This is a genomic window from Sulfurivermis sp., from assembly GCF_059410345.1.
Map to the genome: position 1 here is coordinate 51045 of NZ_JBLJDO010000008.1, position 21241 is coordinate 72285.

The window sequence follows — 21241 nt, forward strand, 5'->3', positions numbered from 1 at the left end:
GGGGAAGAACACGCGATGACACTGTTACGCTGGTTCGGACGGAAGACCTTCTCGCACGGGGTCCATCCGCAGGCGCACAAGGAGGACACGGCGGACAAGCCGATCCGCCGCCTGCCGTTCGCGCCGCGCCTGATCGTGCCGCTGTCCCAACACCTGGGCAAACCTTCGCGCCCCATCGTCCGGGTCGGCGAAGAGGTAGGCCGCGGCCAGATCATCGCCGCGGCCGACGGTTTCATGTCGGTGCCGCAACATGCGCCCGCCACCGGCGTGATCGAAGCCATCACCCTGATGCCGAGCGCGCAGGGTCCGCGCGTCCCCTCCATCGTGCTCAAGGTCTATGAGGCCTCCAATCAGGAGGTGTTGTGGCGCACACCGCGCGACATGGACGCGCTGACGCCGGCCGAGATCGTGCAGGCGGTGCAGGACACCGGCCTGGTCGGCCTGGGCGGCGCCGCCTTCCCCTCCCATGTCAAGCTCAAGGTGCCCGACGGCGCCGTCATCGACACCCTGCTGGTCAACGGCTGCGAGTGCGAACCCTATTTGACTACCGATCATCGTGTGATGGTGGAACAGGGAGCGGACCTGATTCGTGGCACGCAGTACGCCATGCGTGTGGTAGGTGCGAAGCAGGCGATCATCGGCGTGGAGGACAACAAGCCCGACGCCATCGCGGCAATCCGCAAACATCTGCCCGCCGACGGCAACATCACCGTCGAGGCGGTGGAAACCAAATATCCGCAGGGCGCCGAGAAGATGCTGATCAGCACCCTGCTCGGCCGCGAGGTGCCCTCCGGCGGCCTGCCGGCGCAGATCGGCGTGGTGGTCAACAATGTCGGCACCCTCACCGCCCTGGGCCGTCTGCTGCCGCGCGGTGAGGGCCTCATCGAACGCGTCATCACCGTCGCCGGTCCCGGCGTGAAGAAGCCTGGCAATTACCTCACCCCCATCGGTACTCCGCTGCGCTTTCTGCTCAATCATGTCGGCTTTGCCGGCAGCGAGCAGGAGGTGATCCTGGGCGGGCCGATGATGGGTAACGCCGTGGCCTCGCTGGACGTACCGGTGACCAAGGGCTCCTCCGGCGTACTGGTGCTGTCCAATAGCGAGATCCAGGCCGAGACACGCCGCATCCATCCCTGCATCCGCTGTGGCAAGTGTGTGGCGGCCTGTCCCATGCACCTCAATCCGACCCAGCTCGGCCTGCTCGCCGTCAAACGCGAATACGAGCCGATGGCCGAGCGTTTTCATCTCAAGGATTGCATCGAGTGCGGCTGCTGCAGCTTCGTCTGCCCCTCCTCCATCCCGCTGGTGCAATACTTCCGCATCGCCAAGTCCATCCTGCGGGAGCGCGCGGCATGACGAACAAGCCGCAGATTGAATTGCGCACCTCGCCGCACATCAAGGCGGCGCCGACGGTCGAGCAGATCATGCGCAACGTGGTGTATGCGCTGCTGCCCATCGCCGCGTTTTCCGTGTGGCAGTTCGGCCTCAGCGCCCTGGCCCTGATCCTCACTGTCACCGCCAGTTGCCTCGCCACCGAATATGTATTCTCGCGCAGCGCCGGCCGCGGCAACACCCTGAGCGACTGGAGCGCCGCCATCACCGGTATCCTGCTGGCGCTCACCCTGCCGCCTGGCTTCCCCTTGTGGATGGGCGTGGTGGCCGGTTTCGTCGCCATCGCCCTGGGCAAGGCCCTGTTCGGCGGCCTCGGCTACAACGTCTTCAATCCCGCCCTCATCGGCCGCGCCTTCGTGCAGGCGGCGTTTCCCGTGGCGGTCACCACCTGGACGCCGGCCTACGCGCCGGGCCGCTTCGTGGAATTCATTCCCTCCACCTTCACCCTGCCCTTCACCACGCCGCCGTCGGTGAGCGAATGGAGCCGGCAGGCGGTGGACGGCTTCACCGGTGCCACGCCGCTGTCGCAGTGGAAATTCGACGGCGTCATCGTCCCCACCGCCGATCTGTTCACCGGCATGACCGCCGGCTCCACCGGCGAGGCCTCGGCCCTGCTGATCCTGCTGTGCGGCGCCTACCTGGTGGTGCGGCGCATGATGGACTGGCGCATCCCTGCCGCCGTGCTGCTCGGCGCCTTCATCACCGCCGGCGTGCTGTATCTGGTGAACGGCCAGTACTACCCGCCGCCGCTGTTCGTGCTGTTCTCCGGCGGCCTGATGCTGGGCGCCATGTTCATGGCCAGCGACATGGTGGCCTCGCCGGTGACGCCGTGGGGGGTGTGGATCTATGGCCTGTTCATCGGCTTTCTCACCGTCATCATCCGTTACTTCGGCGGCCTGTCCGAAGGTGTGATGTATGCCATCCTGCTTGGCAATGCCCTGGCGCCACTCATCGAGCATGTCACCCAGCCGCGTATCTACGGCGCGCGCAAAACCGGAGCCAAACCATGATGAGCAGCACGGCACCGCTGCCCGCCACGCCGCAGCCCTCCAGTGCGCGCATGATCCAGGTGCTGGGCGGCATCGCCATGCTGTCCGGCTTTCTGGTGGTGCTCACCTATCAGCTCACCCTGCCGCGCATCGAGGAAAACCGCCAGCGCGCCATCGAACGTGCGGTGTTCCAGGTCTTGCCCGGCGCAATGACGCGGCGCGACTTCCTGGTGGATGACAACGGCGTGCGCCCGGCCGCCACCGGCGGGCCCGGCACCAAGGTCTACGCTGCCTACGATGCCGACGGCAAGCTCAAGGGCATCGCTGCCGAGGCCGGCGCGCGCGGCTATCAGGACATCGTACGCATCCTCTACGGCTACGACCCGGCCTGTCAGTGCATCACCGGCTTCGCCGTGCTGCAATCCACCGAAACGCCGGGCCTGGGCGACAAGATCACCAAGGATGCCAGGTTCCTGGCCAACTTCCCGCTGGACGCGCGCCTCGCCACCAACGGCAGGGAGCTGGCCAATGCCATCCTTACCGTCAAGCACGGCAGCAAGACCGAGCCCTGGCAACTCGACGCCATCTCCGGCGCCACCATCACCTCCACGGCGGTGGGCAAGGGCCTGAACAACAGTGCGCAGGTGCTGCTGCCACGCCTGCAACCGCATGTGGAACAACTGAAGGTGCAAGACTGATGGCCGGGCGGAAGAAGGACGACACCATCACCGCCGATACCTTCCTCGAAGGCATCTGGCGCGAGAATCCGGTCTTCGTGATGCTGCTCGGCATGTGCCCGGTGCTGGCCGTGACCAACTCGGTGATGAACGCCATCGCCATGGGCGTGGCCACCACCTTCGTGCTGATCTGTTCCAGTACCCTGGTCTCCCTGCTGCGCCATGTGATCCCCAAGCAGGTGCGCATCGCCACCTACATCGTGATCATCGCCACCTTCGTCACCATCGTCGACTACATCATCCAGGCCATCAGCCTGGACCTGTATAACGCCCTGGGCGCCTTCATCCAGCTCATCGTGGTGAACTGCATCATCCTCGGCCGTGCCGAGGCCTATGCCTCGAAGAACCGGCCGCTCAAGTCCGTCGTCTCGGCGCTCGGCATGGGCACCGGTTTCACCATCGCCCTGCTCTGCCTGGGCAGCGTGCGCGAGCTGCTCGGCAGCGGTTCCCTGCTCGGCTACAGCGTGTTCGGTGCCCAGTTCGAGCCGTGGGTGGTGATGATCCTGCCGCCCGGCGGCTTCTTCGTGCTGGGTGCCTGGCTGTTGCTGTTCAACTGGCTGAAGGAACGCAAGGCGAAGGCCGAAGTGAAGGAGGCGGTCCATGCACGCTGATTCGCTCACCTACATCTTTCTGAACGCCGCCATCATCAACAACTTCGTGCTGGCGCTGTTCCTCGGCATCTGCCCCTTCCTCGGCGTGTCGGGCAAGCTGAAGACCGCCGTATCCATGGGCTTCGCCACCCTGCTGGTGATGCTGATCAGCTCCATCTGCGCCTACCTCATCAACAGCGTGCTGGTAGCCTACGACCTGGAGTTCCTGCGCCTCATCAGCTACATCGCGGTGATCGCCTCGGCGGTGCAGCTGGTGGAGATGAGCATGAAGAAGTTCAGCCCGGCGCTGTTCCGCGCCCTCGGCATCTTCCTGCCGCTGATCACCACCAACTGCGCCATCCTCGGCCTGGCCCTGTTCCAGACCGCCAAGGAATACGACTTCGTGCAGTCGGTCAGCTACAGCCTGGGCGCCGGCACCGGCTTCATCCTGGCCCTGGTGCTGATGGCCGGTCTGCGCGAGAAGCTGGAGCTGGCCGAGGTGCCCACGGTGAGCCAGGGCGCGGCGCTCAGCCTGATGCTGGCCGGCATGCTGTCGCTGGCCTTCATGGGCTTTGCCGGACTGGGGGCCTGATGCTGCTGAAACAATTTCTCATGGCCGGCGGTGCTATCCTGTTGTTGTTGCTGGGATGGATCGCCGTACAGAAGGTGGCGCGGGCCTTTGCCCGCCGTCACCCCGAGTTCGGTGCCTACCGCGAGGCGGGCGCCGGGTGTGGAACCGGCAAGTGTGCCTGCGCCAGTGCCGATTACTGTCGCAAACGCGATGTCGAACATTAATAACGACTGGGGAATGGTGATGAATTCCGTGATCCAACCACCAACCGAACAAAGGGGTGTAACAGTGGACGAACGCGTGATCTGGTTCGAGTCTCTCGGCATGGATGATGTGGCGCGGGTAGGCGGCAAGAATGCCTCCCTGGGGGAAATGATCCGGGGGCTCACCGCCGCCGGCGTGCGGGTGCCGGATGGCTTTGCCACCACCTCCGCCGCCTTCCGCGAGTTCCTGCGTCATGGCCATCTGGCCGAGCGCATCAACGCCCGCGTCAGCAAGCTCGACATCGACGACGTCGAAGAACTGGCCCGTGCCGGCGCCGAGATCCGCCAGTGGATCATCGACACCCCCTTCCCCGACTCGCTCAACGCCGCCATCACCGCCGCCTGGCGCAAGATGGAAGAAAAAGCCGGTGGTGAGGTCGCCGTGGCGGTGCGTTCCTCCGCCACCGCCGAGGACCTGCCCGACGCCTCCTTCGCCGGCCAGCAGGAAACCTATCTCAATGTGCGCGGCCTGGATAACGTGCTGACGGCGATCCATCACGTCTTCGCCTCGCTCTACAACGACCGCGCCATCGCCTACCGCGTGCACCACAACTTCGAGCACCACGAGGTGGCGCTGTCCGCCGGCATCCAGCGCATGGCCCGTTCCGACATCGGCGCCGCCGGCGTGATGTTCACCCTGGACACCGAGTCCGGCTTCCGCGACGCAGTGTTCATCACCGGCGCCTACGGCCTGGGCGAGACCGTGGTACAGGGCGCGGTGAATCCGGACGAGTTCTACGTCTACAAACCGGCCCTCGCCGCGGGCAGGCACGCCATCCTCAGCCGCAAGCTGGGCAGCAAGGCGATCAAGATGATCTACGGCGACAGCAGCGCCCACGGCAAGACCACCAAGACCGTGGACGTGGCCGAGTCCGAGCGTCAGCGCTTCTGCCTCACCGACGAGCAACTGCTCGATCTGGCCCGCCAGGCGGTGATCATCGAGCAGCATTACAAGCGTCCGATGGACATCGAATGGGCGCTGGACGGCACCGATAACAAGGTCTACATCGTGCAGGCACGCCCGGAGACGGTGAAGAGCCGCAGCAACGGCCAGATGATCGAGCGCTACCGCCTGAAGGAAAAGGGCGAGGTGCTGTCCCAGGGCCGTGCCATCGGCCAGCGCATCGGCGCCGGCCCGGCCCGCATCATCATGGACATTTCACAGATGAGTTCGGTGAAGCCCGGCGACGTGCTGGTCACCGACATGACCGACCCGGACTGGGAACCGATCATGAAGCGCGCCTCCGCCATCGTCACCAACCGCGGCGGCCGCACCTGCCATGCGGCGATCATCGCCCGCGAGCTGGGCATTCCGGCAGTAGTCGGCTGCGGTGATGCCACCAGGCACATCAAGGACGGCGTGGATGTCACCGTCTCCTGCGCCGAAGGCGATACCGGCCACATCTACAAGGGCAAGCTGGATTTCGAGGTGCAGCGCGCCGACGCCGGCAAGATGCCCGACCTGCCGGTGAAGATCATGATGAACATCGGCAACCCGGGCCACGCCTTCGAGTTCGCCAACATCCCCAATGCCGGTATCGGTCTCGCCCGCCTGGAGTTCATCATCAACTCCACCATCGGCGTGCACCCCAAGGCGCTGCTCGACTTCGACAACCAGAGCGATGAGATCAAGCAGGCCATCACCAAGCGCATGGCCGGCTACCGCGACCCGGTGAGCTTCTACGTCGAAAAGCTCACCGAAGGCATCGCAACCCTCGCCGCCGCCTTCAACCCCAAGCCGGTGATCGTGCGCATGTCGGACTTCAAGTCCAACGAGTACGCCAATCTGCTGGCCGGCGACGGCTTCGAGCCGCACGAGGAAAACCCGATGATCGGTTTCCGCGGCACCTCGCGCTACCTGTCGGAAGACTTCCGTCCCTGTTTCGCGCTGGAGTGCCGCGCCATCCGCAAGGTGCGTAACGACATGGGTCTGACCAATGTCGAGGTGATGATCCCCTTCTGCCGCACCCTGGAAGAGGCGGAGCAGGTGGTCAAGCTGCTGGCGGAGAATGGCCTGAAGCGCGGCGAGAACGGCCTGCGCGTGATCATGATGTGCGAGATCCCGTCCAATGCCGTGCTGGCCGATGAGTTCCTCGAATACTTCGACGGCTTCTCCATCGGCTCCAACGACATGACCCAGCTCAGCCTGGGCCTGGATCGCGATTCCGCTCTCATCGCCCATCTGTTCGACGAGCGCAACCCGGCGGTGAAGAAACTGCTCAGCATGGCGATCAAGGCAGCCAAGGCCAAGGGCAAATACGTCGGCATCTGTGGCCAGGGCCCGTCCGACTACCCCGACCTGGCCGACTGGCTGGTGAAGGAAGGCATCAGCAGCGTGTCGCTCAACCCCGACACCGTGGTCGATACCTGGCTGTATATTGCCAGCCAGCAGGGGAAGTAAACCAAAATCATCCGCAAATGAATGCCAATAAACGTGAATACCGCAGTACGATTATCATTTGCGTACATTCGCGTTCATTTGCGGATTCATTTTTAAACCCTGGATATCAATGTGACTGAACCGCAACACCGGCCCGTCTTCTTTGTCTCCGATCGCACCGGCATCACCGCCGAGACCCTCGGTCACAGCATGATGACGCAGTTCGACGGCGTGGAGTTCAGCTATACCCGTCTGCCCTTTCTCGATACGGCGGATAAGATGGCCGAGGCGGTGCAACGCATCAATGCGGTGATGGCGCAGGACGGCGTGCGCCCCATCGTGTTCAGTACCCTGGTGGATGCTGAACTACTGGAGCAGATGCGGCGCGACTGCCGGGGACTGGTGTTGGATTTCTTCGATGCCTTCAACGCGCCGTTGGAAATCGAACTGGGCATCAAGGCCTCCCACGTCATGGGGCGTTCCCACGGCATGGGCAACTTCGCCAATTACACCGCACGTATCGAGGCCCTCAACTTCGCCCTCAACAACGACGATGGCGTCAGCACGCGCAACTACGGCTCCGCCGACATCATCCTCATCGGCGTGTCGCGCTCGGGAAAAACGCCGACTTCGCTGTTCCTCGCCCTGCAATACGGCGTCTACGCCGCCAACTACCCGCTCACCGAGGAAGACCTGCAACTGCGCGCCCTGCCCGAGGCCCTGCGCCCGCACCGCGAGAAACTGTTCGGCCTCACCATCGACCCGGACCGTCTGCAACAGATCCGCAGCGAGCGCCGTCCCAACAGCCGCTACGCCCAGTCCACCCAGTGCCAACTGGAAGTGGACGCAGTGGAAAGCCTGTATCGCAAGGAAGGCATCCGCTTCCTCAACACCACCCACATGTCCATCGAAGAGATTTCCACCACCATCCTGCAAACGGCCGGACTCAAACGTCGTCTGTCCGGCTGAAACAGCCGCATCACCCGTGCGTGCTGCCGCAGGCACGGGGCGAATGCCCTATACAGGGATGGATTGGAAAGAATGGTGCCCGGGACCGGAATCGAACCGGTACGGTGTTGCCACCGAGGGATTTTAAGTCCCTTGCGTCTACCAATTTCGCCACCCGGGCAAGGCTGCGGAGGCCGGCATTCTACCGAGAATCAACCATGTAATAAAAGTTTCACCCCAGATGAGATGGCATATGGCCATCAGCCGGTAAGGCGCATGATCTCCCCCGCCAGTGCCTCCAGCGGCATCACGCTGCGGGCGCCGCCCAGCTTGATGGCCTCCTTGGGCATGCCAAATACCACGCAGCTGGCCTCGTCCTGGGCGATGGTATGGGCTCCGGCACGCGACATCTCCAGCAGGCCGCTGGCGCCGTCGTCCCCCATGCCGGTCATGATCACGCCCACGGCGTTGGCCCCGGCATGGCGCGCCACCGAGCGGAACAATACATCCACCGAGGGCTTGTGGCGGTTCACCGGCGGGCCGTCGCGCACTTCGACCAGATACTGCGCGCCGCTGCGCTTCAACAGCATATGACGCCCGCCGGGCGCTATCAGGGCCAGGCCGGGGCGCACGCGGTCGCCGTCGCGGGCCTCGCGCACCTCCAGCTGACACAGACCGTTGAGCCGGCTGGCAAAGGCGGCGGTAAATTTTTCCGGCATATGCTGCACCACGACGATGCCGGGGCAATTGGCCGGCAATGCGGTCAGCACCACCTCCAGCGCCTGGGTGCCGCCGGTGGAGGTGCCGATGGCCACCAGCTGTTCGGTGGTACGTAACGAAAAGCTTGACGCAGCGTCAGGAGTGGCCATGGCAGGCGCCACGTCGCGAAGTGACGCAGTGCGCCCCACCCGGGCACGGGCGGCGGCCCGCACCGCCTTGAGCAGATGGGCCGTTTCCTCCTGCAGAAAGTCCTTCACCCCCACCTTGGGCTTGGTGATGATCTCCACCGCACCCGCCGCCAGGGCCTGCATGGTGGTCTCGGCGCCGCGCTCGGTGAGGGTCGAGCACATCACCACCGGCGTCGGCCGTTCCGCCATCAGCTTGCGCAGAAAGGTGATGCCATCCATGCGCGGCATCTCGACGTCCAAGATGATGACGTCGGGCCACTCCACCTCCATGCGCTTCATGGCGAACACCGGATCGGCCACCGCGCCAATCACCTCCACCTCACTGTCGGTAGCCAGAACCTCCTTGATGACCTGACGGATTACCGCAGAGTCGTCGACGATCAATACCTTGATGGCAGCCATCTCAACTCCTAGGAATAACGGTGGTGATATCGGTACGCACACAACTCACCGTGCCGTCCTGCAGGTCGAGCAGGACATTGCGATAGCGCGCCGTGCCCACATCCCGCTGCATGATGCGCAGGCCGAGGCGGCGGCTGAGCCGGTCGGCCATCTCGATGTTCTGCGCCCCCACCAAGGGGGTCGCGTTGGCTGGCACGTGAGGAAACATATTGCCGCCGCCGAACAGCCAGACCTTGTATTCGCGCAGGGAACTGCCCTCCTTCAATGCCGCCAGACGCAGCAGCTCTATCGCCTCGTCACCATAGCGACCATCCAGCGGGCCGTCGGTGCCGTGGCGCTGCGGCAGCACGTAATGGCACATGCCGCCCAGCAGGCGGCGCGGATGCCACAGCACCATGGCTACGCAGGAGCCGAGCACCGTACGCACCCGCCCCTGCCCTCGTCCGAAGAATATCTGCCCCGGATGGAGGAACAGGACATCGTCGGTCGGGAGGGTCATTTAAGCTGATAGATGGACGGCGACAGCGTACGAAATCGTTCACTGACGCCGTTGAGCGTCTCGGAGTGGCCAATGATAAGATGGCCGCCGGGTGCCAGTTGGTTGGCCAGCCGCTCGATGAGGCGCGCCTTGGTGTCACGCTCGAAATAGATCATCACATTGCGCAACATAATCAGATCGAATTTCTGTGCCATTTCCCAGGCGCCGTTCAGATTGAGCTGGCGGAAGTTGACCGCCTCGCGCAAACGGCGTTCGATGGCGAAGTTGCCCTGCTGCTCCCGTACACCCTTCATACAGTAGCGTTTGAGATACTCGGCCGGAATATGACGTGCCTCGGCCAGCGTATAGACACCACGTCGCGCCTTGTCCAACACCTGGCTGCTGATATCGGTGCCAAGCAGGCTCCAGCGGCCATGGCCCAGACGATCGGCCAGCACCATGGCCAAGGTATAGGGTTCCTGACCGGACGAGCAGGCTGCACTCCATACCTTGAACTCACCGCCGCGATGGTGCGGCAGGATCTGCTCGCGCAAAAATTCAAAGTGGCGCGGTTCGCGGAAAAAATAGGTTTCATTGGTAGTGAGCAGGTCGACCAGCACCTGCTGCTCCGCCGGTTCCTGGCCACTGGTCACCAGACGGTAATACTCGCTGTAGCTGTTCAGCGCATGGTGACGCAGCCGGCGCCCGAGCCGGCCACTGACCAGCGCCTTCTTGGCGCTGGACAGATGGATGCCGGCCAGTTCGTAGATCAGGCGGCTGAAGCGATCAAACTCATTGTCGCTCAACGGCACATTCATGATCATTTCAACCCCACATCAAGGCGATGGAACCAATCGATGAAGCGTTTGACATCGTCACCGCGGTAGATGGCGCCGTGCTGCGGGCATAGCATGTCGATCTCCATGCTGGAGACACGTTCACACCACTGATCCTTGTGATAATTGGACCCCATCCAGCGGCGATGAAAGCCTTCCGCATGGCGGATGTGGCTGGCGAAATCGTCCACGAACAGACCGGCGTCATGGTCCGGCAGCAGGCCGGCTCCGACATCGCCGGAGAAGAGGATGCGCGCCTTGGGGTCATACAGGTGAAAATTGCCGGAAGAATGCAGGTAGTGCGCCGGAATGAACTCCAGCTTGAGACCATTGAAATCCATGGTCATCCCCTCATCGGGCAAGGCGATGAATGTTTCATCAGTACCGCCGAAGTGGGGGATGAATCCAGTCCACAGGCGACTGAGGTAGCATTTCAGCTCCGGCTTGAAGTCCAGCCACAGGCCCAACGACGAAATGATGTCCGGGTCCTGATGCGAGGCAAAGATCGCGGCGATGCGCGTCGGGTCATACTCGCGGCTGATGGCGGAGAACACCGCTGGAAATATCTCCATACCACCCGGATCGGTCAGCAGGGACTGCTCGCCCTTGGCGATCAGATATTCGTTGGTGTCGATGATGTAATCAGGGCGTGCCGGGTCGCGCGCCACCACCGCCCAACGGTGATCGCCATCGGCGTAAATGGTTTCCAGTTTTTTCATGCTGCCAGCTCCCTGCGCCCACCCAGATGGTGCAGCGCCTCAAGTAAGAGTGATTCGATGGCCTCTACCGTAAGGCCGGTTTCATCCGCCACACTGCGCAAGCGCGCTTCGGCGGTGGCGCCGGCACTGCCCGCCTCGATCTTGCCGAGCACCGCCAGGCTGGCGCCGATCTGGCACAGGCGCAGTGCCCGCTTCACCGCATTGCCCACCTGGCTACGTGCCTCCGCCAAACGTTTCATCCGATGTTCGCGCTTGGCCAGTACGCGACGGCGGAAACCGGCCATGGCCAGCTGTTCCAGACCATCGCTGCACTGCTGCAAGGCGTCTGCCGCCAGCTCGCCGTAGTGCATGTCACGCTGGTACTCCACGGCATATTCCACCAGGCGTTCCACCTCCTGTTGCAGCTGTGCCATCACCTGCCCCAATTGACTGCTGAAGCTGCGCAGCTGGGCGGTCACGCGGACGAAACCCTGTGCGGATCCCCCGGCGGTACGCGCGGTGAACATGGCATTGAGTGAACCGAGATAAACCTGGCGCGATAGGCGCACCACCTGCTTGATGGCCTCATTCAACTCGGCACTGTCATGAATTACATTGCCTTGCCGCACCATCCCGAAATTCAAGATTTGCATGACTGTCTCCTAGGCCGGCTGCGGGCAATAGTCGCCATCGCCCATGGCCATGACGCCCTGCATGGCCGGGTGCGGGGCTGCGGCAACCGTGGTCTGTGCCAAGCGGAAGAAGGCCACTGCTTCGATCAGCTGCTGGGCCTGGGCGCTCATCTCTTCGGCGGTGGATGCCAACTCTTCCGACGAGGAGGCATTCTGCTGCGCCATGCGATCCAGTTCGGACATCGACTGATTGAGCTGGCCGATCGCTCCGGTCTGACCTTCGGCGGCCTGGGCGATCTGCTGCACCAGATCTGCCGTCCCGGTAATCGCCGGCACCAGGCTCTGCAACAATTGGCCGGCATTTTCGGCCACACTCACGCTGTTGGCCGCCAACTCACCGATCTCCTTCGCCGACCCCTCGCTGCGCTCGGCCAGCTTGCGCACCTCCTCGGCCACCACGGCAAAGCCCTTACCCTGTTCGCCGGCGCGGGCTGCCTCGATGGCGGCGTTTAGGGCCAGCAGGTTGGTTTTGTAGGCAATATCCTCGATGATGCCGATCTTCTCGGCAATCTTCTGCATCGCCAGCACCGTCTCGGCTACCGCCTTGCCACCCTCTTCGGCCTGGCGCGCCGCTGCAGTTGCGCTGGCGGCGGTGGTGCGCGCCTCGGCGGCATTGTGCTGTACGGCACCGGCGGTCTGGTGCAGCACGGCACTGGTATTTTCCACCGATGCCGCCTGTTCGCTGGCGCCCTGACTGAGGGATTGTGCCGTGGCACTGACCTCCTCCGAGGCCGACGACAACGCATCCGCGGCGCCGCCCACCTCGCCGATGACGCGCGCCAGGCGCTGCACCATGTATTTCAAGGCCGCCAACATCTGGCCGGTTTCATCCGTGGAATTCGCCTGCACCTGCACGGTCAGATCGCCGTCCGCCAGGCGCTTCGCCACCTCCACCGCCTGTTGCACCGCGCGGCTGATGACCCGGGTAATGAACCAGGTGGTGCCGAGGGCAAACAGCACCGCGACCAAGGTGATGCCGATGGACAGGTTACGCGCAGCAAGGGCCACATCCAGGCGATTCATCACGGCGTGATCAATGTCTTTGGACAGCCGCTCCTCCACCTCGCGCAGACGGTCGATGCGCGCGGTGGCGGCATCGAACCAGTGGGTCGGATCCACACCGAAGCTCAGCGCGCCCTCCGCCTCCACCCGCGCCTTGAGCGCGGCCACCGTATCCACCGCCGACCCGCGCACGGTCTGCTCGAAGAGGGCCAGCTGCCCGATGCTGGCAAAGCGGTTGAACACGTCCAGGTAGGTTTCAAAGGCGGAGCGATTGAGGTAATAGCGTCGCTGCATCTCTGGAGTGAGACGGTCGGCGGCGAACACATTGGCCAGAATGGCGCGCTCGATACCGGCACGCTCCTTGGCCTCGAGGAAGTTGGCGTAGGCGGAGGCCAGCCGGGCCACTTCGGCATTGGAGCTGAGCGAGGCGATCAGGGAGGGGACCGTCAGCAGTGAACCGATGGTCTGCGAGTAGTAGCCGATGGCCTGCGGACCGGCGATGGTCTGCTGGCTCACTTCACCACGCACCGTGGCCAGCCGATTCAACTGTGCCGCGGCGGTCTCGACGGCCGTGCGCAGGGCGACTATCTCCACCTGAGCATAGGTACCACTCACTACCCGCTGCATGGCGGTGTAACGCCCGTCAGTGATGCGGCGCTGCTCGGTCAGCTCGTTGCCGAAGCGCCCCCCCTTGCTGCCCAGGTAGCCGGCGGTCATGCCGCGCTCCTTCTGCAGTTCATGCACCAGGTCGCCCACTGCCGTGGACAGTTCGGCCATGGCATGCAGCTGTTCCATTTCTACCGCCGCCTGCATACGACGTGCGGTGGCGTCGAAGGAAAAATAGATGACCGGCACTAGCATAACTGCCGTCAGCACCAGAAGCTTGTGCGCAATGCGCATATTATAGAACCAACCCATACCCCCTCCCTCCTGCCCTAGTCCTTTGCGGCTATTGGCCTTGCGCCTGGGCATAATTCGTCTGGGTCAACTCATCCACGGCCAGGATGCGCTCCACGTCCAGCAAGATCACGAACTCGCCCTTGACCTTGGCCATGCCACGCATGAACTCCGTGCGCAGCTTGCCGCCGAAGTTTGGCGGCGGTTCGATTTCGCTCACATCCAGGTCCACAACTTCATTGACCGCATCCACCAACAGGCCAACCATGTCGCCGGAAAGGCCAATAACATCGGCTTCCACGATGACGATACAGGTACGGCGGATCACTGTCGTTTCACCGCGACCAAAGCGGAGCGCCATATCGATGACCGGCACGCCGCGTCCACGCAAATTGATGGAACCGCGCACGAACGGTGGCATCATCGGCACCGGTGTGATGGCGGCGTACTCGATGATTTCGCGGATACGCAGCACTTCGATGCCGTAGCGGTTGTCACCCAGGGAGATCGACAGATACTTGTTCAACTCCGCCCCCCCCGCACGGGGGGAGCTGTTGCTGTGGGCACCGGCCAGATTCATGATCAAGCCACCTCGCGCTCGAACGGCTCAAAGTCATCGTCGTGGTGCTCACCTTGGGCTGGCCGGGTGATTGTTGTGCGCTTCATGCTCGCCACCTTGCCGCGCTTGGGCGCTGCCAGGATTTGCCCCTGCTTCAGCTTGAAGAAGCTGATGGTTTCGATGAGTTGCTGTGCCTGGGCGCTCATTTCTTCGGAGGTGGAGGCCAACTCCTCGGACGACGAGGCACTCTGCTGAGCGACCTTGTCCAGCTCGGACACGGCCTGATTCAGCTGCACGATGCCAGTGGACTGTTCTTCGGACGCGGCGGTGATCTCCTGTACCAGGTCGGCGGTACGCTTGATGGACGGTACCAGCTCTTCCAGCAGGCGACCGGCATTCTCGGCAATGCTCACGCTGTTGCCTGCCAGGTCACTGATCTCCTGCGCCGACACCTGGCTGCGCTCGGCCAGCTTGCGCACCTCGTCGGCCACCACCGCGAAGCCCTTGCCATGTTCGCCAGCACGAGCCGCTTCAATGGCGGCATTGAGGGCCAGCAAATTGGTCTTGTAGGCGATGTCCTCGATGATGCTGATCTTCTCGGCGATCTGCTTCATCGCCTTTACCGTATCGGTCACCGCCTTGCCACCTTCGGTCGCCTGCTGCGCCGCATTGGTGGCGATACCCTCGGTCACCTTGGCGTTCTCGGCATTCTGCTGCACCGAAGCCGCAGACTGCTCCAGGGTCGCGCTGGTCTCTTCCACACTGGCCGCCTGCTCGGAGGCGCCCTGACTCAGCGACTGCGCGGTGGCACTCACCTCTTCCGAGGCAGAGGACAGGGAGTCGGCGGCACCGCCCACCTCGGCGATCACCTTGGACAGGCGCTGCACCATGTTCTGCATCGCCTGCAGCAACTGACCAGTTTCGTCCTTGCTCTGTACCACCAGATCCATGGTTAGGTCGCCATCGGCCATGCGGTTTGCCACGCTCACCGCCTCATTCAGCGGACGGGTGACGCTGCGCATGATCCAGAAGGCGATGGCACTGCCCAACAGGGTGGCGAGCACCGCCAAACCGATCATCAGGTTGCGGGCGGCGTTATAGATAGCTGTGGTTTCTGCGCCGGTCTCTTCCATCGCTTTGCCCTGGAAATCGATCAACGCGCTTACTGCGTCCAGATAGGTACCCTGCCCCTGGCGCACCGTAGTCAAGAGATAATCCGCCGCCTCCCTGCCACGGCCATCGGCTATCATCTTCAGATAGGTGTCCTGAACAGGAACATAGGCGGCACGCGCCGTCTTCACCGCCGTCATCATCGCCCGGCCCTCCTCCGAGGTAATCGTCGGATCAAGCTGTTCGATGCGCTCGACAATGGTCTTGCGCGCCTGTTCGATACGGGCCAACTCACGATCGATCTGCGCCCTGTCGCGCGTGGTCAATTCCAGCAGTCCGACATTGCGCATGGCGCGGGCGATGGTGTTGATGTTGTCGATGATGTCGTTGGCACGTACTGCCTTGGGCCAGCGGTCCTCCACCAACAGGTCGGTACTGGTGTTGATTTGCGCCATCCGCGTGATGCCGACCAGCGCCACCACAATCATCAACACAATCACCAGACCAAACCCAAGGCCAAGCCGGGTGCCAATCTTCATGTTCTTGAACATGCTCTGTCTCCTCATGCGCCGTGGCGCGTATTTGCGTTATTTGGATAACAACAATTCATGCGGCAGCCAGCTGGCTGTTTCGCGCCGTCATACCAGAACCGGACGCGGCCGCCTGTACCAGTTGGGGGATATCAAGAATGATGGCCACATCGCCACTCCCAAGGATCGTGGCGCCGCTGACACCACGCAGGGAACGGAATAGCTTGCCCAGCGGCTTGATGACGGTCTGGAACTCGCCCAGCAGCTCGTCGACCACCAGCCCGGCCTTGGTGCCGGCGTACTGCACCACCACGATATTCTCCCTGCCGCTACCTCCGGTCTGTTCATCGAATACTTCATGCAACTTGAGGAAGGGCAGGATTTCTCCGCGCAGATTGATATAGCGGGCATCGGGGTTGTCTTGCTTATCCCTGTCACTGACCTCGATACACTCCAGCACCATATCGAGGGGGATGACGCAGGATGACTCGCCGACGCGCACCAGGAATCCATCGATGATGGCCAGGGTCAGTGGCAGGCGGATACTGAAGACAGTGCCGACACCCGGCGTGGTATCCACGTCCACCGTGCCGCGCAAGGCCTCGATGTTGCGCTTGACCACATCCATGCCGACCCCGCGTCCGGACAGGTTGGTCACCTTGTCCGCGGTGGAGAAACCCGGCTCGAAGATCAGGCGCACGATTTCCTGCGCCGTCAGCTGCTGGTTGGCCGGCACCAGACCCTTTTCCCGTGCCTTGGCTAGAATGCGCTCGCTGTCCAGGCCCTTGCCGTCATCGGACACCTCGATGACGATACTGCCGGAGTCATGATAAGCATTGAGACGTACCGTGCCGTGGGCGGGCTTGCCGCGTGCCAGGCGTTGCTCCGCCGCCTCGATGCCGTGATCCATGGCATTGCGCACCAGATGCATCAGCGGGTCGCCGATCTTCTCCACCACCGTCTTGTCCAGCTCGGTCTCGCCACCGCTGATCTCCAGCCTGATGTCCTTGCCGATCTCCTGGCTGACATCACGCACCACGCGCTGGAAACGGTTGAAGGTATCGGCGATCTGCACCATGCGCAGGCGCAAGGCACTGTCACGGATCTCTTCCACCAGGCGCCCCATGGCAGAATTGGATTCCAGCAGTTCCTCGTCACCGCGGCGGTGGGCCAGCAAGGTGGTGGTAGCACCGGCGATGACCAGTTCCCCCACCAGGTTGATCAGGTGATCCAGCTTGTCGGCATCGACGCGTATGCTGTTGCGACCGCGCTCCTGCGTCTGCCGGCTCTGCTGCTGCTTGGCCGCGGCAGCCTCCACCACCTGGGGTTCGACCAAACCACTCTCCACCAGCAGCTCACCGATGCGCTCGTGGGGAATATGTGCCGCATCTTCGGCACGCTGGAAGCGCAATGCCGCCTCCAGTTCTTCCGCCGTAAGGGCACCTCCGCGCACCAGGATTTCTCCCAGGCGCAGGTCTTCCTCAGGCAGTTCGTTGATCAGGCGGATGTATTCGCCCACATCGGCACGCGGCTCGATGATGCGGATCTCCGCATCGTCGCGAAAGAAGTCGAATGCCTCTTCGATGGCCTGACGGTGCTCACCGCTGCGCAGGTCGATCTCCAGTCCCATATAGCAGGCCTCGGGGTCGATGGCAGGAAGCGGCGGAACACGGTCGGTCATGGCAGTGACGCAGACCAGATCGCCCAGTCGCGCCAGATAGCGCAGCAACCCCAGCGGATCGAGTCCGTTGCGCAGGACGTCGGCGGAGAAACGCAGCGAGATATGCCAGGTATCGGTCTGCACCGGCCGGGCCGCGGTGCCGCGCACACGTCCCGGCGCCACAGGCGCCGGAACCGCCGACACACCAGCTTCGAGAAAGCGCTCCAGCCCGGCGCGCAAGTTGCTATCCGTCGCCTCCAGTGCTGCATCGCTTCCGCTATTGGAAACGGCGCGCTCTACCAGCTCCGCCATGTGGTCGCGGCACAGCAGCAGCAGGGCCACCAGCTCACCATTGATGATCAGTTTGCCGTTGCGGGCACGGTCCAGCACATTCTCCACGACGTGGGTAAAGGCCTCGACCGCGTCGAAGCCAAATACCCCGCTCGACCCCTTGATGGTATGGGCGGCGCGGAAGATGGCGTTTATAAGATCTTTATCATCGGGCTGGTTTTCAATCCTCAGCAGGGCCGCCTCCATATCCTCCAGCAGCTCCCGGCTCTCCAGCAGAAACGTATTTTGCGCTTCCTCGAAACTCATATTCCCCTCCTCCTTGCGGTCGGGATCAGGCGGCAAAGGCCTGGCTCATGCCCAGCAGATGCAATGCCTCATGGATGGCCGGGCTGGCACTGGCAATCTGCACCACACCACCGCCGGCCTCGATCGAATGCTTGAGGGACAGCAGCAGCTGTATGCCGGCGGTATCGACCTCGGACACCGCACCGAGATTCAGCGCCACACAGCCGCCGCATTCAGCCACGGGCAGCAGCAGCTCCTTCAGCTCCATGCTGCGAAAAATGGTCAACTCACCGACCAGTTCCACCGTCTGCACTGGCTCAACCTTGTTCATGTAATCTCTCCGCCTCAGGGCAATATCAGCTTGGAAACGGCAGTCAGCATCTGATCCGGCTTGAACGGCTTCACCACCCAGGCCTTGGCGCCGGCGGCCTTGCCGCGCTCCTTCATGTCATCACCGGCCTCGGTGGTGAGCATGATCACCGGCGTGAATTTGTAGGCCGCGTTCTTCTTCATCTCCTCGACGAAGGTGAGGCCATCCATGTTCGGCATGTTCACGTCGCTGATGACCAGATGAATCTTGTCGCCATTCAGTTTTCCCAGCGCGTCGCGTCCGTCCGCTGCCTCGGTCACGTCATAACCCGCGCCACGCAGGGCGATGGCTACTACCTGACGCAGAGAGGCGGAGTCATCGACGACCAGTATTTTCTTTGCCATGTTTTGTCTCCTTAGAAGAACGTAATATCGTCATCGGCGGTCTGGGCCACATGCCTGCCCGCGTGAATTGCCCGCTGTTCGCTGGTGGTGTAGCTGCTGTGCATCACGGCCATGAACCGCTCCAGGTCCAGATGCGCCGTAGCATCGCCCTCGGCCAACCGCTCACGCTGCTGTCCCAAATCCTGCTGGAAGTGGTTCATGGTGCCGGTGATGGCCGCCAGGATCTGGCTGACGCGGTCCTGGAATTGCAGTGACACCAGGATGTCGGCGATCTCGTCGCGAATACCGGCGCTTTCCTGTTGCAGGATTTCCGCCGACTGTCCCAGGCCACCGGCGGCCTCCTCCAGGCGGGCCAGTACACGCTGAATGGCACCATCGGCATCATCGACCACGCGCGCGTCTTGCTGCTCGGCACTCTTTGCCGCCGCCAGGGTGGCGGTGATGGCGACACCGATGTTCTGCACCTTGATGCCGATGTTCTGCCCAGTTTCGCCTGACAGGGTCGACAGCTTGCGCACCTCGTCGGCCACCACGGCAAAGCCGCGCCCGGCCTCGCCGGCACGCGCCGCCTCGATGGCGGCATTCAGCGCCAGCAGGTTCGTTTGTGAGGCGATCATCGCCACCGCCTCGGCCATCTTCTGCAGTTCGTCGACAAAGTCACCCATTTCGGCGATCTGGCGGAACATCACATCCTTGGCGGATAACACCTGGCGCAAGGCCTGCACCACCGCCATGAGTTCGCGGCGGCTGTCGGCGAACAGGGCGTTGAGCGCCCCTTCGTTGCCCATATGGCCACCAGCCGACTGGGACGCGTTGACCGCGTTCTCCAATCTCTGCACCAGGGCCGAGAAGCGGCCGGCCAGTGCGGTAATTGCTGCCTCGGTCTGGCCTCGGGCCGATTCCACATGGTTCGCCCACAACGGCAGTGCGCTCTCACATGCCTGCTGCACACCGGCGACCTGACGCTGATTGTGCAAGATGCCGATCTCGGTCCGCGCCGCACGCAACTGCCCGTGCAGACGCGCCACCTGGGCGCGGCTGGTTGCCGTCAGCACCCAAGCCGCCATACCGCCCGCCGCGATGGCCAGCATGGCCATGGGCCAGCCGGGCAGCATGGCACCGCCCGCCCCTACTAGTCCGACACTGAGCGGCAGGGCCAGCGACAGCATACCGTCACGTTTGTTGATTTCCGTTTCCATGCATTACACCTCACACAACGTGGTGGCGCGCGGTTTGCGCCCGTTCATGACTGCGCACCAGCTGCCGCAGCAATATCGGCAGGTATTCGAAATCACGGTTCAGCTCCAGGGCGTAATCCACACCCAGCGAGTTGGCGTGAAACAGGTATTGCCCGTCGAGCCGATCGCACAGCAGAACCACGGCCAGGCCGTGCGGGCGCGCCCCCAACTGCTCGAGCGCCTCGAAGCTGCTGGCATCGGACAGACGCGTTCCCAGCAACAGCAGGTGCGGCCGGGTGGTATGAACGCGGGCGGCAAAGCGCGCAATGGACTGCTCCTGCGCCACCAGTTCCAAACCGGATTGTTCCCGTACCAGTTCCAGCAAACGATTGCGTACCTGGTCCACCGCCTCTGCGATGAAGACCCGCATCGGGGCTACGGCAGAAATCGACATGGGCCATGTCCCACTCATACCGCATGAGCGACGGCTCCACCGCCGATCAGCTCTGCCAGTTCTTCGATGGAAAAGGTATTGGCCGGCGCCAGAATGGTCACGAACTTGCCGCGCACCTTGGCCATCGCAGCGATGAAGTCCGGGCGCACGCTGAGGCCAAAGCTGGGGGCCGGTTCCAAATCGTCGGCAGCCACGTCCAGTACCTCATTCACGGCATCCACCACCACGCCGACATTCATGGATTCATCCTCGGCCTGCACTCCCAGCACCACGATGCAGGTACGCTTGCCCAGCACGCTACGCCGACGCCCCAGCCTTACGGCAAGGTCAATGACGGGGACCACGCTGCCACGCAGATTCAATACGCCGCGCACATGGGGCGGCGTCATCGGGATGCGGGTCACACTGCCAAATTCGAGGATTTCCTTGACCACATCGATGGGCACGGCATAGGTTTCACCGGCCGCGCTGAAAGACAGCACTTTCTGTACGGCCTCCTGCGCACCAACGGCAGCCGGCAGATTGCCGGGGACCATCAACTGTTGTGTTGCTTGCATGTTCAGCACCTTGTGCGTCCTCTTCGAGTGGACGCCATAGTGCTGGAAGGGAAAGGACGTAAGTAGCGGACGAAGCCGCTATTTTGTGCGGGGGTCTGTCTTAGGGGGTGTCCGTGTCTG

22 protein-coding genes and 1 tRNA gene are annotated in these 21241 nt (G+C 63.0%); 8 read left to right on the top strand and 15 right to left on the bottom strand.

The genetic code is table 11. The features are described 5' to 3' along the window. Nucleotides 1-15 precede the first annotated feature (15 nt). From rsxC to ppsR, 8 genes are all read left to right on the top strand, one after another. Nucleotides 16-1356 carry an electron transport complex subunit RsxC gene (rsxC, locus tag ACMV8A_RS08395; protein ID WP_495325323.1) on the top strand — a complete coding sequence of 447 codons (1341 nt, stop codon included), beginning with the start codon at nt 16-18 and terminating at the stop codon, nt 1354-1356. After that, nucleotides 1353-2402: an RnfABCDGE type electron transport complex subunit D gene (locus ACMV8A_RS08400; protein ID WP_495325324.1), complete on the top strand. Its 1050-nt coding sequence runs from the start codon at nt 1353-1355 to the stop codon at nt 2400-2402. The genes rsxC and ACMV8A_RS08400 overlap by 4 nt, the downstream gene beginning before the upstream one ends. Beyond that, nucleotides 2399-3079 (top strand): RnfABCDGE type electron transport complex subunit G, encoded by a 681-nt coding sequence (locus ACMV8A_RS08405; RefSeq protein WP_495325325.1) that lies wholly within the window; start codon nt 2399-2401, stop codon nt 3077-3079. The genes ACMV8A_RS08400 and ACMV8A_RS08405 overlap by 4 nt, the downstream gene beginning before the upstream one ends. Then, nucleotides 3079-3729: an electron transport complex subunit RsxE gene (gene rsxE / locus ACMV8A_RS08410; RefSeq protein WP_495325326.1), complete on the top strand. Its 651-nt coding sequence runs from the start codon at nt 3079-3081 to the stop codon at nt 3727-3729. Before ACMV8A_RS08405 ends, rsxE begins: the two co-directional genes overlap by 1 nt. After that, a complete protein-coding gene (locus tag ACMV8A_RS08415; protein WP_495325327.1) occupies nt 3719-4300 on the top strand; it encodes an electron transport complex protein RnfA in 582 nt (193 codons plus the stop codon). The genes rsxE and ACMV8A_RS08415 overlap by 11 nt, the downstream gene beginning before the upstream one ends. Beyond that, nucleotides 4300-4503 carry a hypothetical protein gene (locus ACMV8A_RS08420; protein WP_495325328.1) on the top strand — a complete coding sequence of 68 codons (204 nt, stop codon included), beginning with the start codon at nt 4300-4302 and terminating at the stop codon, nt 4501-4503. Before ACMV8A_RS08415 ends, ACMV8A_RS08420 begins: the two co-directional genes overlap by 1 nt. Nucleotides 4504-4522: 19 nt before the next feature. Beyond that, entirely contained in the window at nt 4523-6943 is a 2421-nt protein-coding gene (gene ppsA, locus ACMV8A_RS08425; RefSeq protein ID WP_495325329.1) for a phosphoenolpyruvate synthase, read from the top strand. 111 nt (nt 6944-7054) lie between these two features. Beyond that, nucleotides 7055-7891 carry a posphoenolpyruvate synthetase regulatory kinase/phosphorylase PpsR gene (gene ppsR, locus ACMV8A_RS08430; protein ID WP_495325330.1) on the top strand — a complete coding sequence of 279 codons (837 nt, stop codon included), beginning with the start codon at nt 7055-7057 and terminating at the stop codon, nt 7889-7891. Between the two features lie 73 nt (nt 7892-7964). Here ppsR and ACMV8A_RS08435 read toward each other — a convergent pair. From ACMV8A_RS08435 to ACMV8A_RS08505, 15 genes are all read right to left on the bottom strand, one after another. Beyond that, a tRNA-Leu gene (locus ACMV8A_RS08435) sits at nt 7965-8051 on the bottom strand. Nucleotides 8052-8130: 79 nt separating this feature from the next. Next, a complete protein-coding gene (locus ACMV8A_RS08440; protein ID WP_495325331.1) occupies nt 8131-9180 on the bottom strand; it encodes a protein-glutamate methylesterase/protein-glutamine glutaminase in 1050 nt (349 codons plus the stop codon). A gap of 1 nt (nt 9181) precedes the next feature. Then, nucleotides 9182-9679, bottom strand: a complete 498-nt coding sequence (locus ACMV8A_RS08445; protein WP_495325332.1) for a chemotaxis protein CheD — start codon at nt 9677-9679, stop codon at nt 9182-9184. Then, a complete protein-coding gene (locus ACMV8A_RS08450; RefSeq protein ID WP_495325333.1) occupies nt 9676-10476 on the bottom strand; it encodes a CheR family methyltransferase in 801 nt (266 codons plus the stop codon). The genes ACMV8A_RS08445 and ACMV8A_RS08450 overlap by 4 nt, the downstream gene beginning before the upstream one ends. A gap of 2 nt (nt 10477-10478) precedes the next feature. After that, on the bottom strand, nt 10479-11213 hold the full coding sequence (locus ACMV8A_RS08455) for an oxygen-binding di-iron domain-containing protein (RefSeq protein ID WP_495325334.1): 735 nt from the start codon (nt 11211-11213) through the stop codon (nt 10479-10481). Further along, entirely contained in the window at nt 11210-11845 is a 636-nt protein-coding gene (locus tag ACMV8A_RS08460; protein ID WP_495325335.1) for a hypothetical protein, read from the bottom strand. Before ACMV8A_RS08460 ends, ACMV8A_RS08455 begins: the two co-directional genes overlap by 4 nt. 9 nt (nt 11846-11854) lie before the next feature. Further along, complete coding sequence (locus ACMV8A_RS08465) at nt 11855-13804, bottom strand: methyl-accepting chemotaxis protein (protein ID WP_495325336.1); 1950 nt, start codon at nt 13802-13804, stop codon at nt 11855-11857. 31 nt (nt 13805-13835) lie between these two features. Beyond that, nucleotides 13836-14363: a chemotaxis protein CheW gene (locus ACMV8A_RS08470; protein ID WP_495325337.1), complete on the bottom strand. Its 528-nt coding sequence runs from the start codon at nt 14361-14363 to the stop codon at nt 13836-13838. Nucleotides 14364-14365: 2 nt separating this feature from the next. Further along, nucleotides 14366-16003 carry a methyl-accepting chemotaxis protein gene (locus tag ACMV8A_RS08475; protein WP_495325338.1) on the bottom strand — a complete coding sequence of 546 codons (1638 nt, stop codon included), beginning with the start codon at nt 16001-16003 and terminating at the stop codon, nt 14366-14368. A 55-nt stretch (nt 16004-16058) separates the two neighbouring features. Beyond that, nucleotides 16059-18239: a chemotaxis protein CheA gene (locus tag ACMV8A_RS08480; RefSeq protein ID WP_495325339.1), complete on the bottom strand. Its 2181-nt coding sequence runs from the start codon at nt 18237-18239 to the stop codon at nt 16059-16061. 25 nt (nt 18240-18264) lie between these two features. Next, complete coding sequence (locus ACMV8A_RS08485; protein ID WP_495325340.1) at nt 18265-18549, bottom strand: STAS domain-containing protein; 285 nt, start codon at nt 18547-18549, stop codon at nt 18265-18267. Between the two features lie 14 nt (nt 18550-18563). Beyond that, nucleotides 18564-18932 carry a response regulator gene (locus ACMV8A_RS08490; protein WP_495325341.1) on the bottom strand — a complete coding sequence of 123 codons (369 nt, stop codon included), beginning with the start codon at nt 18930-18932 and terminating at the stop codon, nt 18564-18566. An 11-nt stretch (nt 18933-18943) separates the two neighbouring features. Beyond that, the gene (locus ACMV8A_RS08495; RefSeq protein WP_495325342.1) at nt 18944-20131 is read right to left on the bottom strand and encodes a methyl-accepting chemotaxis protein; all 1188 of its coding nucleotides are present in this window, start codon (nt 20129-20131) and stop codon (nt 18944-18946) included. Nucleotides 20132-20141: 10 nt separating this feature from the next. Continuing rightward, nucleotides 20142-20564 carry a hypothetical protein gene (locus tag ACMV8A_RS08500; protein WP_495325343.1) on the bottom strand — a complete coding sequence of 141 codons (423 nt, stop codon included), beginning with the start codon at nt 20562-20564 and terminating at the stop codon, nt 20142-20144. A 14-nt stretch (nt 20565-20578) separates the two neighbouring features. Continuing rightward, nucleotides 20579-21121, bottom strand: a complete 543-nt coding sequence (locus ACMV8A_RS08505) for a chemotaxis protein CheW (protein WP_495325344.1) — start codon at nt 21119-21121, stop codon at nt 20579-20581. Nucleotides 21122-21241 lie beyond the last annotated feature (120 nt).